Consider the following 14,921-nt stretch of genomic DNA (forward strand, 5'->3'; position numbering starts at 1 on the left):
CAAAAATTAGCAATTATTATTCCACTTTGGAATCTTTAATTCAAAAGTTGCAATGGCACCTTTCTTATCTATTCGGTTTTGCAAAGAAATAGATCCACCAAGATTTGTAGCCGCATTTTTGGCTAAAAATAGTCCTAACCCTGCCCCACTTTTATTTCCGGCTCTTTTAAAAGGTGCATAAATATCTTCTAACTCTGAATCTACACCACATCCTTCATCAATTACAACAATCTTTAGAATCTCATTATCGACAATAAGGCTTTGGAGAAATATATTTTTACCCTCTGGGGTAAATTTAAAAGCATTTTGTAAAAAGTTTTGTATAACTTGGGTTAGGAGTGTTGGTTTAATCATTAAGAAAAGTCCTTGAGTTTGCAGTCTATAGGTAAAATTTTTCTTTTCTTTTTGGCTTAAGATTTTAAAATTTTCTGCGATATTCCTTAGAGCTTTGGTTATATCAAGATGGATAGATTTTTCAAATTGCGCACTCTCTTGGCGACCTAATCCTAATAAAGTTTTAACAATAGCATTAATTTCATTGATGCTATGAATGTTTTCCTTTAAAGCATTAATATAAATTTCTTTTTCACGCTCTTTAATGAGTGTTACTTCGCATTTAGTTTTAATGACAGCTAGAGGTGTTTTTAGTTCGTGGGCTATACCGATAAATAACTGCTTTTGTGTGTTAAAGTAATTTTTAATTCTTTGCAAAAGATTATTGATAGAGGTTACAAGAGGGTTAAATTCCAAGGGCAATACCCTCTCATCAATTAATTCTAAATCATACTCTTTAAGCTTACTTAGAGTTGTTGATAATTTTTGAATAGGTTTATAGAGAATATTAGAAAAAGCTAAAGCAAAAAGCTGAATTAAGATGAGACAGAAAAAAAATACAACAATAATTCCTTCTAATAAGGTATTTAAAAAAGTTACTTCTTTGGTTATGTTTTGGGTAATCTTTAGGGTTTTATTGTGTAAATAAGGTGTAGAGATGGAATAGTAATAACTCTGATGAGATTGAATGCTTTCATAAAGATTTTTTGGTATTTTCTCATCAAAGACTTCTATTTTTAGCTTTTCATTGGTTAGTGGATTTAAATCTTGAATGTAAAAAATTTTTCCTGCTTTATAATGAATATTGTTTTGCAAAATATGGTCAATGTATTTATAAATATTGTGTTTAACGCTTGTATAGGTTGTATAATAAAGATAAGAATAAAGCAACAAAGAAAATATCGTTAAAAAAGCAACAAAAGAGATTATAATTTGCTTTGTATAATCTCCTCTTATACTCCTTTTGGATAACAAAATCTATAACCTCTGCGTCTTACAGTTTCTATGGTAGAAATATCTAAAGGTTTATCCATTTTTTGACGAATCTGATTGATAGCGACTTCGATAACATTAGGAGTTACAAGTTCTGGTTCTTCCCAAATAGCATCTAATAATTGCTCTTTTGATACAATTTGTTCTCTATGTCTTGCAAGATGTGTTAAAACTTCAAAGGGCTTTCCTTTAAGCTCTATTTCTTGCCCTCTATAAGTAATTTTTTCTTCATCTGGATTAATGATTAAATCTTCAATTTCAATTAAATTTGTTCCTCCAAATCGCAATCTTGCTTCAATTCTCGCGACCAAAACACCAAAATCAAAAGGCTTGGCTAAAAAATCATCTGCACCACCTTTTAAAGCTTCTATTTCACTCTCTGCATCATCTCGTGCAGAAATTATTATAATAGGGGTTCTAGGGGATTTACTTTTGACTTGTTGAATAATTTCTAATCCACTTCCATCTGGTAACATCCAATCAACTAATACTAAGTCATAATTACGAATGCTAATATAATATTCACCATCTTTGAGATTTTCTGCTACATCTGTTTGATAATTAAACTCATTTAGTCCTTCAGTAATTGTTTTATTAAGACTAATTTCATCTTCAATAATTAAGATACGCATTAAATATCCTTGCTTTACAAATTTGATACCGCTGCCATTATAGCATAAATTTAGCTAATTTTAAAAAAAGTTTTATAAAAAATTAAATTTAAGGATAAAAATAAATCTAATTTTTTAACTATCTCTTATTGACTTTTTAAACTTTTATCTTGATTATATTTGGCGATTTTTTAAAATATCGGCAATTAAGAAAGATAATTCAATCGCTTGATTAGCATTTAATCGAGGATCGCATTGTGTATTATAGTTACAACCTAAATTTTCTTCTGTAATGGCTTGCATACCTCCTACACATTCTGTTACATCTTCACCTGTCATCTCTAAATGCACACCACCTGCATAAGTTCCGATGCTTCTATGAATCTCAAAAAAACTTTTAACTTCCTCTAAAATGCTATCAAAATTGCGTGTTTTATACCCACTCCCTGCTTTAATAGTATTTCCGTGCATAGGGTCAATACTCCAAAGTATCTCCCTACCCTCATTTTTAATAGATTCTAAGAGTTTAGGTAATTTTTCTTTAATGGTTGTAGCCCCCATACGAATAATGAAGTTTAATCTCCCTGCCTCGTTATTTGGGTTTAAAATCTCACAAATGCCTAAAATATCCTCTTTTGTTGCATTAGGTCCTATTTTTACCCCTAAAGGATTATCTACACCGCGTAAAAATTCTAAATGAGCACCCTCTAAATTACGCGTTCTTTCACCAATCCAAAGCATATGTGCAGAGCAATCATACCATTTCCCAGTAAGATGATCTTGTCTTGTAAGGGATTCTTCATAATTTAGCAACAAAGCTTCGTGAGAAGTATAAAATTCTGTCTCACGCAAGGTAGGTGTATTAGTAGCATTAATACCACAGGCTTCCATAAAAGCTAGAGCTTGATTGATTTTATCTGTCATTTGTAGGTATCTATCCGTAGAAGCTCCGTGTGCAAAATCAAGATTCCATTTTTGTACTTTGTTTAAATTGGCTAATCCACCTTGTGCAAATGCACGAATGAGATTTAAGGTAGCAGCACATTGATGATAGGCTTGCAATATTCTTTTAGGGTCAGCCTCTCTAGCTTTAGCTTCAAAAGCCATTCCATTAATAATATCCCCTCGATAGCTAGGTAATGTAACACCATCAACGGTTTCTGTATCATTGCTTCTTGGTTTAGCAAATTGTCCAGCAAGTCGTCCAACTTTTACCACAGGAGAAGCACCTGCATAAGTTAAAACTACCGCCATTTGTAAAATAACTTTAAATAAATCACGAATCTTGATGGTATTAAAATCCGCAAAACTTTCTGCACAATCTCCACCTTGCAATAAAAAGGCTTCACCCCTAGAGACTTTAGCTAAATGTTTCTTTAAAGCCCTCGCCTCACCTGCAAATACTAAGGGGGGGAATTTACTTAATTCTTCTTCAACTTCTTTTAATAGTTTTATGTCATTATAAATTGGTTGTTGTAAGGCAACTTTTTTTCTCCAACTTTTTAGATTCCACTCTTGCATAAAATTTCCTCTATATATATTGTAAATGTAATTGTAGTTAAAAAAGATTAAAAAGGACTAAGTAAGGGGTTCTACTTAGTAAATTAGTAATAGTATTATTTGCCTAAATAAACCTGTCTTGGGCGAGTAATTCTAATATTTGGAGTTTTGATATGTTCCATAACTTGTGCACACCAACCAGGCATTCTACCAATTACAAAAATGGGGGTAAAAAGTGACACAGGGATTCTTAGAGCTGTTAGGATAATGCCACTATAAAAATCTACATTAGGATAAAGATTTCTTTCTTTGAAATAATCATCATTTAAAGCTACTTCCTCAAGTTTTTCTGCAATTTCACTGAAACGATCATTCATTTTAATCCCCTTTTTAGCTAATTCATCTTTCAAGCCTTTAATTGCTTTAGCTCTAGGATCATAACTCTTATAAACGCGATGCCCAAATCCCATTAGTCGGAAAGGATCACTTTTGTCTTTCACCCTTGCGATAAATTTATCCACATTTTTAACATCCCCTATTTCTCTTAATTGATCTAATACTTTTTCATTGGCACCTCCATGTGATGGTCCCCATAAAGCATTAATTCCTGCTGAAATAGCCGCATAAGGATGAACTCCTGTTGAAGCTACATTCCTAACCGTTGTAGTAGAAGCATTTTGTCCGTGGTCTGCGTGTAGGGTAAAGATTTTATCTAATGCTTCCACTTCAAGGGGTAAAATCTCTTCTTCTCCGGATAAAGAATATTTCAATCTTCCATTAGGGTATGCCCTTAACATATAAAGGAAGTTTTCTACATAATTACGACTAACATCTGGATAAACAAAGGGAATACCAACAGAATTACGATAAGAAGAAGCGACCAAAGTGGTGATTTTGGCAATGATTCTTCTTGCCATAGTTTGGTAATCATCTTCATCACCCATTTCTTTATGGTCAAAGTAGAAAGTAGATAATGCAGATACTGCGGAACTAAGATTTGCCATAGGATGCCCACCATCTGGAAAGGCACTAAAGATATTGATTAATCCCTCGTGTAAAAAAGAGCGGTGTCTAAGTTCTAAATCAAACTCTTGGGATTGAATATCATCTTTTGGCAATTCTCCTGTAATTAATAATTTGGCAACATCAGTAAATTTGTATTTTTCTACTAATTCTTCAATAGGTAGTCCTCTATAAAGTAATTGACCATTTTTGCCATCTATATAACTAATAGTTGATTCACAGCCTGCAGTAGAGCTATAACCGGGATCATAAGAAAAAATATTGGTTTTTTCAAATAATTTACTAAAATTAACTGCTTTGGGTCCCCTTGTGCATTCAATAAGCTCAAAGTCAAATTTTTCACCTGTTTCATTATTAATTAGTGTTATTGTTCCCATTTTAATTCCTTAAAGTTATTGTATGTTAATCAGTAAGTTTAGGTTATAGACCCTAAGTTTCTTACCTCTATCTTTGGTGCTTATGCCTTTTGATTTTACGGAATTTTAAAAAAAAAGTCAAATAAAATTTATCTTTACTTTAAATAGTTAAAGAATGATTTACTATTTTTACACATTAATTATAAATAATATCTATATCACTGCCAGGATTGAAATCAAAAATATTTTCATTTTTTAATACATTAAGTTTTATATTTTTAAAAATAATATGTATTTTGTTTTCTAAGGCATCTATAAAAGTGATTTCCTTAGGGATACCATCTTGAACTAAAATTGTATAAATTACTCCTGCAACCTTAGCTTCATAGGTGTTTTTATCAATTTTTTTTGCTTGTTGCATGAGGGATAAAATATTAAGATTTTCTTGGATATTTGTAATAATGGCTTGTCGGAGCTTTGGTTCATAAATGATGCTTATGCTCTCTTGGATATAAATATCTTTAGGGATTGGTTTAGTATATCTCCATAAAGCATTACTTGGAGCTTGAATATAAATTTCTCCCTCATAAAGAATCTGTCCATTTTGGGAAGTAAGTGTTTGGATAAATTGTGCTTCAAAGCTTTGAATCTCATTTAATTCTACCGCAGACGATAAGATTTTCAAAAAACATAAAGATATAATCATTTTCTTCATTAAACTTTCCTCAATTTTGATTATTTTTAGCATTTTAGCTAACTAGTATCGCAATTATGATAAAATCCTGCTTTTAATATCCCCATATTTTAAATTCGAGAAAGAAGGTTATTTATAATGATAGCAAATCTTACAAAAAATTTTTTTAGTAATAGGAATGATCGTCTTATCAAACATTATCAAAAAGAAGTTAAAAAGATTAATAATTTAGAATCTCACTACGAAGCCTTAAATGATAAAGAGCTACAAGAAGCCTTTGAGGCATTAAAGAGTCGAGTTCAACAATCAGCAGATCCCCAAGAAGAGTTGCAAAAAGTGCTTTTTCGCTCTTTTGCTATTACAAGAGAAGCTAGTAAGAGGATTCTTAATATGCGTCATTTTGATGTGCAGCTTATTGGGGGTATGGTATTACATGTAGGTAAAATTGCTGAAATGAAAACAGGAGAAGGAAAAACTCTTGTAGCAACCTTACCAGTATGTCTTAATGCAATGACGGGGGAAAGTGTGCATATTGTTACGGTTAATGATTATCTAGCTAAAAGAGATGCAGAGACTATGCGACCCTTATATGAGTTTTTAGGGTTTAGTGTTGGGGTTATTGTGGGTGGATATTATGATGATGAAGATAGGCTAAAACAATATGCTTGTAATATTGTTTATGGCACTAATAATGAATTTGGATTTGATTATTTACGCGATAATATGAAATATGATTTTCAACAAAAAGTGCAAAAACATCATTATTTTGCCATTATTGATGAAGTAGATTCAATCCTTATTGATGAAGCAAGAACACCGCTTATTATCTCTGGTCCTGCAAATAGGACTTTGGATAATTATAAAATCGCTAATGAAGTTGCCTTAAAATTGAAAGAAGAAGAGCATTATAGTATTGATGAGAAAAATCGTGTTATTTTATTAACAGAATCTGGGATTAGCGAAGCAGAGAGGCTTTTTAATATTGATAACCTATATAGTATAGAAAATGCAATTTTAGCCCACCATTTAGACCAAGCTTTAAAAGCTAATAATCTTTTTAAAAAGGATAAAGATTATGTATTGCGTGATGGGGAAGTCGTTATTGTTGATGAATTTACGGGACGATTAAGTGAGGGAAGGAGATTTAGTGAGGGATTGCATCAAGCCTTAGAAGCTAAAGAAAATGTAAAAATAAAAGAAGAATCTCAAACCCTTGCAGATATCACTTACCAAAATTATTTTAGGCTTTATGAAAAGTTATCGGGTATGACAGGGACAGCACAAACAGAAGCTAGTGAATTTTTACAAATTTACAATCTTGAAGTAATTTCTATTCCAACTAATATTCCTGTTCATAGAAAGGATTTGAATGATTTAATCTATAAAACAGAAAAAGAGAAATTTAAAGCTCTCATACAAAAAATCATAGAACTTCATAAAAATGGGCAACCTATATTAGTAGGGACTGCTTCGATTGAAAAAAGTGAGAGAATCCACGAACTTTTAAAGGCACAAAGGATTCCGCATTCTGTTTTAAATGCTAAACAACACGCACAAGAAGCAGAGATTATCAAAGATGCTGGAAAAAAGGGGGCGGTAACCGTTGCTACAAATATGGCAGGAAGAGGAGTGGATATAAAGATTGATGATGAAGTAAGAGAGCTTGGGGGGCTTTATATTATAGGGACAGAAAGACACGAATCTAGAAGAATTGATAACCAATTGCGGGGTAGAAGTGGAAGACAAGGAGATCCTGGAACAAGTCAATTTTATTTAAGTTTAGAAGATTCTTTATTGAGGATTTTTGGTAGTGATAGGATTAAAAATATTATGGATAAATTAGGGCTTGATGAGGGAGAGCATATAGAATCTAAACTTGTAACAAGATCTGTTGAAAGCGCACAAAAAAAAATTGAAAGTATGCATTTTGAAGCAAGAAAGCATCTTTTGGAATATGATGATGTGGCTAATGAGCAAAGAAAGGCTATTTATCGTGTAAGGAATGAGCTTTTAGATCCTAACCAAAATATCACGCATCGTATTATTGAAAATAGACAAGAATGTATTGCCCTGCTCTTGCAAAAAGCTGAAGTTTTTAGTAATGAGGATGATTTAAATGCACTTTGTGGATTAGCTTTAGAGGATTTTAATATCACCCTAGAAGCAGAAGCACTTAAAGAATATTACCAAAAGCATAATAATTTTGAAACCTATTTAGATAGGGTTTTAACACAAGCCTATGAAGAAAAAATGTCTTCTTTAAATGAAAAAACGCGGAATGAAATAGAAAAGCTTATCTATTTACAAACATTAGATAATCTATGGAGAGAGCATTTATATACAATGGATAACTTAAAAACAGGGATTGGCTTAAGGGGGTATAACCAAAAAGATCCCTTAGTGGAGTATAAAAAAGAGAGTTTTAATCTTTTTTTAGATCTTATTAAGCAAATTAAATACACAAGTATTAAAATGCTACATAAAGTTCAACTAAACCCTCTTAATGAAGATATACAAGAAGAGGCAAAACACACTAAAATAAAACTTGAACAAAATAATACTCATCTACAAACCAATGATTATTCATTTATGTCTAAAAAACCTGTTAGAAATGAACCCTGCCCTTGTGGAAGTGGAAAAAAATATAAAAATTGTTGTGGAAAAAGCGGTCCTAAACAAGGAATCTTAGCTCAATGAGTTCCCCAATAATCCCTTTTTTAATCAAACGTTATTTACGTTTTAACAAACAACAACCCTTTATTTCTATATCCGCTATTCTTGCATTTTTGGGGATTTGTGTAGGTGTAATGGTTTTAATTGTTGCAATGGCATTAATGAATGGTTTTGATAAAGAGTTTGAACGCAAACTCTTTGTGATGAATTATCCCCTAACAATGTTTTCTAATTATTTAGAGAAAATAGACAAACAAACTTTAGAAACTTTAGAAATGGATTTTCCTCATTTAAAATTTAGCCCTTTTATCCAAACACAAGCATTTTCCAAAATGGGACAGAGAATAGAAGGTGGTATTGTTTTTGGTGTAGATTTTCAAAGAGAGGCTTTAATAAATCCTATATTTGCTAAAGCTTACCAAGAAGCACAAACTTCTTATAAACAAATCTACCAAGCACCTTATATACCAAATACTTTTGATGTAATTGTTGGTGAGGGGTTAAAAGAATATTATGGATTACAATACCAATCTAATTTGCTTTTAATTTTTACCAATGCAATGCCTAATGCAATGAGTATTTCCCCAACTATAAAACGTTTTAATGTTAATGGATTTTTTCATTCTGGGTTATTAGCTTATGACAAAGGCTATATTTATACTACTCTTGAATCTTTAAGTATTATTAAAAATATGCCTAAAGATACTTATGATGGGATACATATCTACTCTAATAATCCCCAAAAAGATATTTTACTGCTTCAAGAAAGATACCCGCAGACAAAAATCATTGGCTGGTGGGAACAAAATGGGAATTTTTTTGCCGCTTTAGCGTTAGAAAAAAGAGCGCTTTTCATTGTTTTAATGCTTATTATATTGATAGCTTCTTTAAATATTATTACTTCTTTATTAATGACAATAATGAATAGAAGAAAAGAAATTGCCCTTTTACTTACTATGGGAGCAAGTATTCAAGAAATTAAAAAAACTTTTCTTTATCTAGGGAATCTTATTGGGATTAGTGGAATGCTTTGTGGTTGTACGCTTGCTGCTATCATTCTTTTTATCTTATCAAATTTCTCTGTAATTTCCCTCCCTGCTGATGTTTATGGAAGCTCAAAACTCCCATTAGAGCTCTCTTTAATCGATTTGATTTTTATCATCAGTGGCTCACTCATAATCATATTCCTTTCCTCTTATTATCCTGCTAAAAAAGCTACACAAATGGATCCTTTACAAGTTTTACGCAATGAGTGAAAAATTTGAAAAAATCTTTATAGAAATTACAAACTTCTGCGGACTTGATTGTTCCTTTTGCACACCTAAAAAACAAGTAAAAAAGCTAATGCCACTTGAGGATTTTAAGAAAGTTACACAAAAAGTTTCACCTTATACAAAACTCTGTGCTTTACATATTTTAGGTGATCCCCTTAGTGTTAAAAATCTATCGCAATATCTACAAATCGCACAATCCTATAATTTAAAACTAGAAATAACTAGTAGTGGATTTTATCTTGAAGATAACATTGATGTACTTTTAAATACTCCTTGTATCCACCAAATTAATATTTCCTTAATGAGTGCTTTATACCAAAGTAAAGCTGTTAATCTTGAGGAATACTTTCAACCGATTTTAAAACTCTGTAAGATGCACCAAGAACTAAAAAGTGAAAAATTTATTAATTTAAGACTTTGGAATTTAGATAAAAATTTCAATCCCCCTGCCCTCAATACAGAAGTTTATAATTTGCTAAAGCGATATTTTGCATTTCGAGAAACCTCTGCTTTGAAGATTCGCCTAAATTACAAAATTTTTCTTCATCAAGCAAGATGTTTTGAGTGGGCAAATGTAGCTTCTACAATCTCATATAAAAAAGGATTTTGTTATGGGGGTATAAAGCAGCTTGGGATCCTTTGTGATGGGAGAGTTGTTCCTTGTTGCTTTGATACTAAGGGTATTATCAACTTAGGCAATATTTTAGAAGAATCTTTAGAGGAGATTTTACTAAAGCAAAGAACAAAATCTTTAGTGCAGGGATTTAAAGACAATAATCTTGTAGAATTGCTTTGTCAATTTTGCAGTTATCCTCAATATTTAGCCTCTAAGTCTCCTTGTAGGAATTGATGAAGTTTATTGTATTCCCCCCTTGTTAAAAACCTAACTTTTCCACTAGGGAGATTATTTAAAGAGACAAAGCCATAAGCAATGCGTTTTAAATCTAGTATTTCTAACCCAAAATGGCTAAAAAACCTCCTTAACTCCCTATTCTTACCTTCATTGATAATCACTTTAAGCTTTGAAAAATTTTTTGTATTTTTAATGACTTCATAGCCTAAAAAAGGTGAAAATTCCATAGATTGGATAGGGCTTTTAAAGTGCCCACCTTTGGTAGCGTCCTCTAAGTTTAACCCACTCTCCATAGTATCAAAAACCCTCTCTTTAATGAAACCAGAAAATTTCAATAAATAAACTCTCTCTAATTTGCTCTCCATAAGTTTTGTTACAACACTTATATTATCACTTAATAAGAGTAGCCCTTCACTGGCAAAATCAAGCCTACCAATAGGTGTAAAATGAGCAAATCTCTTAGGTAAGGAATCAAAAATGGTCTTGCGTCCCCTATCATCTTTTTTGCTAACTAGCTCACCTTTTGGTTTATTATAAACAATAAGAGTGTATGCTTCCCTTTCTTTTAGTAATTTATCATTGACATAGACTTTTTGATTTTCAACCTGATAAGAAAAATCTTGAATAATCCTTTTATTGATAGAAACTCTACCCTCTTGGATAAGCTTATCGGCTTCTCTCCTTGAATATGTAGAATGGTGGGCGATATATTGATTAAGACGCATTATTTATTAAAGTAAAAAGATTCTTTTTTTAAAAGTTTTTTAAGAATCTCTAAATGCTTCCCTTGAAACTCTAGTAAATACCCTTTTTTATCGACTTTTAAACTCCCTCCACAAGCAAGGGTTTTCTTGATTTTTTTTAAAATTTTTTGCATAGTGGATTTTTCTTCATAAAATATTCCACAAAGTGTAATATCTTTTCCTTTACGTTTTTGAGAGTTTATCCATAAAGTATAAGAATCCCTGTTTTTAACCTCTAAGGGAATATTACAAATACATTGACTTTGGAGATTCTTGCATTGCTTACAAACTTTATCAATCCCATCACAAAAATTTGCTTCTAATTTGAAATGATTGAAATTTAACCCACCCATTGTAATTCTTTTAATTCCTCTTTAATCTGACTATGCACATAAAAAGAGCTTATCATTTCTAATTCTTGTGTTTTGGTTTGGTAACGAATCCTAAGCTCTCTTTTTCCTTTATGCTTAAGAGCAGCTTCCCGTAAAATGATAATAGTATTTTCATTACTTTGCGTATCTAAAAGGAGAATTAAAGGATCACTGGTATCAGCCTTTTGCATAGCAAATTCAACCTTTTCATTATGTGCCTCTTCTAAATGCAAAATTTTATCGGCTTTAAGTTTTTTGGTTTCTTCTTGTTCTTGCACTGTGCATTTAACCACAACGGGCTTTTCCCTATCCCATAGTTCAAGCTTACTTAAGGTTTGTTCAAAAATAGTAAGCTCTACACTTCCATAGAGATCTTGAAGCTTTAAGATTCCATAACGTTTGCCACTTTTTGAAAATTTACTAATAATATCTTCAATTTTACCCACTAACAAAATACTGCTATTCTCTGCAATATCTTGGATTTGATTCGTAAAAGCACAATGAAGCTTTTTAATAGCCTCTTTGTATTCATCAAGAGGATGTCCTGAAGCATAAAACCCTAAGCTCTCTTTTTCAAGTTCTAAGATTTCTTTAAGGGAATATTCCTCTTTATCTATTAGATTAATATCAACTGCCATTAATTCCTCACTATCTCCAAAAAGTGAATTTTCAGCAACTTTTTTAGCGAGTTGGGCAGATTTTGAAGCTTCTGTTATAGTCTCTATTTGCTCTAAGAGTGTTTTTCTCGTATATCCAAAACAATCCATAGCCCCACTTCTAATAAAAGATTCTAAAGCTTTTTTATTAACCTTTTGGGAATCAATCCTTTTTAAAAAATCTTTTAAATCTTTAAACTCTCCATTCTTTTTTCTCTCCTCTAAAATGATATTAATAGCAACTTCACCTGCTCCTTTAATAGCACCTAAACCAAATAAGATATTACTCTCACCATCAATATCTGCAACACTAAATTCTAATTCAGATTTTTGTAGATTGGGTGGGGAGACTTGAATATTCATCTTTTTAGCCTCTTCAATATATTCTACAACTTTATCGGTATCATTCTTTTCTGAAGTTAATAAGGCTGCCATAAATTCTTTTGGATAATAAGTTTTTAAATAGGCAGTTTGAAAAGTAATCATCGCATAAGCAGCGGAATGTGATTTATTAAATCCATAACCAGCAAATTTAACAATTAATTCCCAAAGTTCTTCGGCTTTAACCCTGTCAAATCCTTGTTTTTGTGCTCCTTGTGCAAATTTGCTTTTATTATCTTCCATAATTTGGGCATCTTTTTTTCCCATTGCTCTTCGTATTAAGTCTGCCTCTCCTAAGCTAAAGCCACCAATTTTTTGCACAATTTGCATAACTTGTTCTTGATAGACAATGGTTCCATAAGTAGGTTTTAAAATGGGTTCTAGTTCTGCAAACATATAAGAAATAGGTTTTCTGCCGTGCTTTCTATCAATAAAATCATCTACCATTCCAGATTCCATAGGACCAGGACGCCCCAAAGCAATAATAGCTATAATATCTTCAAAAGTATTAGGCTTTAATCGTTTATTAATGCCTTGAAACATACTTGATTCTATTTGAAAAACACCCAAAGTGTTACCATCTTGTAAAGTCTCATAAACCTTTTGATCATCCATATTTGCTTCTAAAAAGTCAATTTCTTTTTCAAATCTATTTTTAATAAGTTTTAAAGAATTATCAATAAGTGTTAAAGTCTTTAAGCCTAAAAAGTCAAATTTTATTAGATCTACATCTTCTAAGTATTTCATAGAATATTGCGTTGCGATGATACCATCACGTGTAGAACAATATAAAGGGGCTTTATTCCAAAGTTCTTGCTCAGAATCTATGACAACAGCAGCAGCGTGAGTTCCGGGATTGCGTTTAGTGTTTTCTAAGATTAGGGCAAATTCCCATACCTTTTTTGCTAAAGGATTCTTTTGGATTAATTCATTAATTTTTGGTTCTTTTTCATAAGCTTTTTGTAGTGTAATATCTAATTCTTTAGGGATGAGTTTTGCCATAGAATCTGCTTCGCCATATGGCATACCCATCACCCTTGCTACATCTCTAATAACCGCTTTTGCTTTCATCATACCAAAAGTAATAACTTGGGCTACATTATGCCGCCCATATTTTTCTGTTACATAATCTAAAATCTCTCCGCGTCTGCTTTGGCAAAAATCCATATCAATATCAGGCATACTTACGCGTTCGGGATTTAAAAATCTCTCAAAAAGTAAATCATATTTTAAAGGATCAATATTAGTAATTTCTAAGCAAAAGGCAACTAAGCTCCCTGCAGCACTTCCTCTACCAGGTCCTACAGGGATTCCCCTCTCTTTAGCAGCTCGCACAAAATCCCAAACAATTAGCATATATCCCGGGAATTTCATAGCATTAATAACATTTATTTCGTGTTCTAAACGTTCTTTATATATTTGGTGTTTTTCTTTAGGGATTTTTTCTAATCTTTTCTTTAAACCCTCTTTGCATTTATGGGTAAAATACTCACTATCTCCGATACAATCTAACCCTTCTTGTTTAGAATATTCTTTAGTAAATTTAAAAGTAGGTGGAGTTGGATTCCCTAAATTTAATTCTAAATTACATTTGTTAGCAATTTCTTGCGTATTTGCAAGGGCTTCTGGAATATCTGCATAAAGAGCCGCCATTTGCTCGGGGCTTTTAATATAAAACTCTTGCACGGTATGCCGCATACGATTAGGATCATTAAAGTCTTTGCCAAAACCAATACAAAATGCAACCTCTTGAGCTGTAGAATCGCTTTGTTTAGTGTAATGTGTATCATTGGTAGCGATAATTTTAATCCCTGTTTCTTGAGAAATTTGAATAATTTGTGTATCAATGAGTTGTTGCTCTTCAATACCGTGCCTCATAAGTTCTAAATAAAAATCCTCCCCAAAAATATCTTGATACTCTAAAGCTACTTCTTTAGCTCTTTCATAGCCTTTTCTTCCTTTGTTATCCTCTTTTTTAAGATTTAAATGCCATTGCACTTCACCATTTAAACAAGCTGAAGAGCAAATTAAGCCTTTGCTATACTCCCTTAGCATTTTTTTGCTAATACGTGGCTTCATATGAAAGCCATACAAACAAGCTTGAGAGCTTAAATACATTAGATTCTTATAACCCTCTAAATCTTTTGCATAAAGGCATAAATGAAAACGTTGGTTGCTCTTATCGCCTATTTCCTCGGCATTGTGCAAATAAGCTTCCATTCCTAAAATAGGTTTAATACCCTCGCTTTTCATTGTTTTATAAAATTCAATAGCACCAAACATATTTCCGTGATCTGTAACTGCAACGCTATTCATTCCTAATTCTTTAATACATTTTGCTAATGTTTTGATTTTATTTAACCCATCTAATAAAGAATATTCTGTGTGTAAATGTAGATGTGTAAAACCCTCTAACGTTGTGTTAGAATTTTGTATTTCTGTTTTGCTCATTAATGCCCC

At 31.9% G+C, this 14,921-nt stretch carries 11 protein-coding genes; 3 read left to right on the forward strand and 8 right to left on the reverse strand.

The window, feature by feature from the left end:
- Positions 1 to 6: 6 nt before the first annotated feature.
- The 5 genes from CDV25_RS01705 to lolA form a co-directional block, all read right to left on the reverse strand.
- Positions 7 to 1,227, reverse strand: coding sequence for a sensor histidine kinase (locus CDV25_RS01705; RefSeq protein ID WP_239056386.1), 1,221 nt, complete (start codon positions 1,225 to 1,227; stop codon positions 7 to 9).
- A gap of 59 nt (positions 1,228 to 1,286) precedes the next feature.
- Positions 1,287 to 1,958 (reverse strand): homeostatic response regulator transcription factor HsrA, encoded by a 672-nt coding sequence (gene hsrA, locus CDV25_RS01710; RefSeq protein WP_034552145.1) that lies wholly within the window; start codon positions 1,956 to 1,958, stop codon positions 1,287 to 1,289.
- 153 nt (positions 1,959 to 2,111) lie between these two features.
- A complete protein-coding gene (locus CDV25_RS01715; protein WP_108910508.1) occupies positions 2,112 to 3,458 on the reverse strand; it encodes a class II 3-deoxy-7-phosphoheptulonate synthase in 1,347 nt (448 codons plus the stop codon).
- Between the two features lie 95 nt (positions 3,459 to 3,553).
- Positions 3,554 to 4,837: a citrate synthase gene (locus tag CDV25_RS01720; RefSeq protein WP_108910509.1), complete on the reverse strand. Its 1,284-nt coding sequence runs from the start codon at positions 4,835 to 4,837 to the stop codon at positions 3,554 to 3,556.
- A 175-nt stretch (positions 4,838 to 5,012) separates the two neighbouring features.
- Positions 5,013 to 5,531, reverse strand: a complete 519-nt coding sequence (lolA, locus tag CDV25_RS01725) for a LolA-like outer membrane lipoprotein chaperone (RefSeq protein WP_162550391.1) — start codon at positions 5,529 to 5,531, stop codon at positions 5,013 to 5,015.
- A 117-nt stretch (positions 5,532 to 5,648) separates the two neighbouring features.
- On the opposite strand from lolA, the gene secA reads away from it, so the two are divergent.
- The 3 genes from secA to CDV25_RS01740 are packed head-to-tail and all read left to right on the forward strand — an operon-like array spanning position 5,649 to position 10,307.
- A complete protein-coding gene (secA, locus tag CDV25_RS01730; protein ID WP_108910511.1) occupies positions 5,649 to 8,207 on the forward strand; it encodes a preprotein translocase subunit SecA in 2,559 nt (852 codons plus the stop codon).
- On the forward strand, positions 8,204 to 9,439 hold the full coding sequence (locus tag CDV25_RS01735; protein ID WP_108910512.1) for an ABC transporter permease: 1,236 nt from the start codon (positions 8,204 to 8,206) through the stop codon (positions 9,437 to 9,439). The genes secA and CDV25_RS01735 overlap by 4 nt, the downstream gene beginning before the upstream one ends.
- Positions 9,432 to 10,307: an SPASM domain-containing protein gene (locus CDV25_RS01740; protein WP_108910513.1), complete on the forward strand. Its 876-nt coding sequence runs from the start codon at positions 9,432 to 9,434 to the stop codon at positions 10,305 to 10,307. The genes CDV25_RS01735 and CDV25_RS01740 overlap by 8 nt, the downstream gene beginning before the upstream one ends.
- Here CDV25_RS01740 and CDV25_RS01745 read toward each other — a convergent pair.
- The 3 genes from CDV25_RS01745 to dnaE are packed head-to-tail and all read right to left on the reverse strand — an operon-like array spanning position 10,271 to position 14,912.
- The gene (locus CDV25_RS01745) at positions 10,271 to 11,035 is read right to left on the reverse strand and encodes a pseudouridine synthase (RefSeq protein WP_108910514.1); all 765 of its coding nucleotides are present in this window, start codon (positions 11,033 to 11,035) and stop codon (positions 10,271 to 10,273) included. The two genes, CDV25_RS01740 and CDV25_RS01745, sit on opposite strands and share 37 nt — an antisense overlap.
- Positions 11,035 to 11,406 (reverse strand): translation initiation factor, encoded by a 372-nt coding sequence (locus tag CDV25_RS01750; RefSeq protein WP_108910515.1) that lies wholly within the window; start codon positions 11,404 to 11,406, stop codon positions 11,035 to 11,037. Before CDV25_RS01750 ends, CDV25_RS01745 begins: the two co-directional genes overlap by 1 nt.
- Positions 11,394 to 14,912, reverse strand: a complete 3,519-nt coding sequence (gene dnaE / locus CDV25_RS01755) for a DNA polymerase III subunit alpha (RefSeq protein WP_108910516.1) — start codon at positions 14,910 to 14,912, stop codon at positions 11,394 to 11,396. The genes CDV25_RS01750 and dnaE overlap by 13 nt, the downstream gene beginning before the upstream one ends.
- Between the last annotated feature and the right edge of the window lie 9 nt (positions 14,913 to 14,921).

Origin of the sequence: Helicobacter apodemus, from assembly GCF_003097575.1 — a bacterium.
Classification (GTDB): Bacteria; Campylobacterota; Campylobacteria; order Campylobacterales; family Helicobacteraceae; genus Helicobacter_D; species Helicobacter_D apodemus.

What these genes read in the sequence shown, in the direction of transcription:
- hsrA (WP_034552145.1), bottom strand. Translation starts at nt 1,958, where the DNA reads ATGCGTATCTTAATTATTGAAGATGAAATTAGTCTTAATAAAACAATT.
- CDV25_RS01715 (WP_108910508.1), bottom strand. Translation starts at nt 3,458, where the DNA reads ATGCAAGAGTGGAATCTAAAAAGTTGGAGAAAAAAAGTTGCCTTACAA.
- CDV25_RS01720 (WP_108910509.1), bottom strand. Translation starts at nt 4,837, where the DNA reads ATGGGAACAATAACACTAATTAATAATGAAACAGGTGAAAAATTTGAC.
- lolA (WP_162550391.1), bottom strand. Translation starts at nt 5,531, where the DNA reads ATGAAGAAAATGATTATATCTTTATGTTTTTTGAAAATCTTATCGTCT.
- secA (WP_108910511.1), top strand. Translation starts at nt 5,649, where the DNA reads ATGATAGCAAATCTTACAAAAAATTTTTTTAGTAATAGGAATGATCGT.
- CDV25_RS01735 (WP_108910512.1), top strand. Translation starts at nt 8,204, where the DNA reads ATGAGTTCCCCAATAATCCCTTTTTTAATCAAACGTTATTTACGTTTT.
- CDV25_RS01740 (WP_108910513.1), top strand. Translation starts at nt 9,432, where the DNA reads ATGAGTGAAAAATTTGAAAAAATCTTTATAGAAATTACAAACTTCTGC.
- CDV25_RS01745 (WP_108910514.1), bottom strand. Translation starts at nt 11,035, where the DNA reads ATGCGTCTTAATCAATATATCGCCCACCATTCTACATATTCAAGGAGA.
- CDV25_RS01750 (WP_108910515.1), bottom strand. Translation starts at nt 11,406, where the DNA reads ATGGGTGGGTTAAATTTCAATCATTTCAAATTAGAAGCAAATTTTTGT.
- dnaE (WP_108910516.1), bottom strand. Translation starts at nt 14,912, where the DNA reads ATGAGCAAAACAGAAATACAAAATTCTAACACAACGTTAGAGGGTTTT.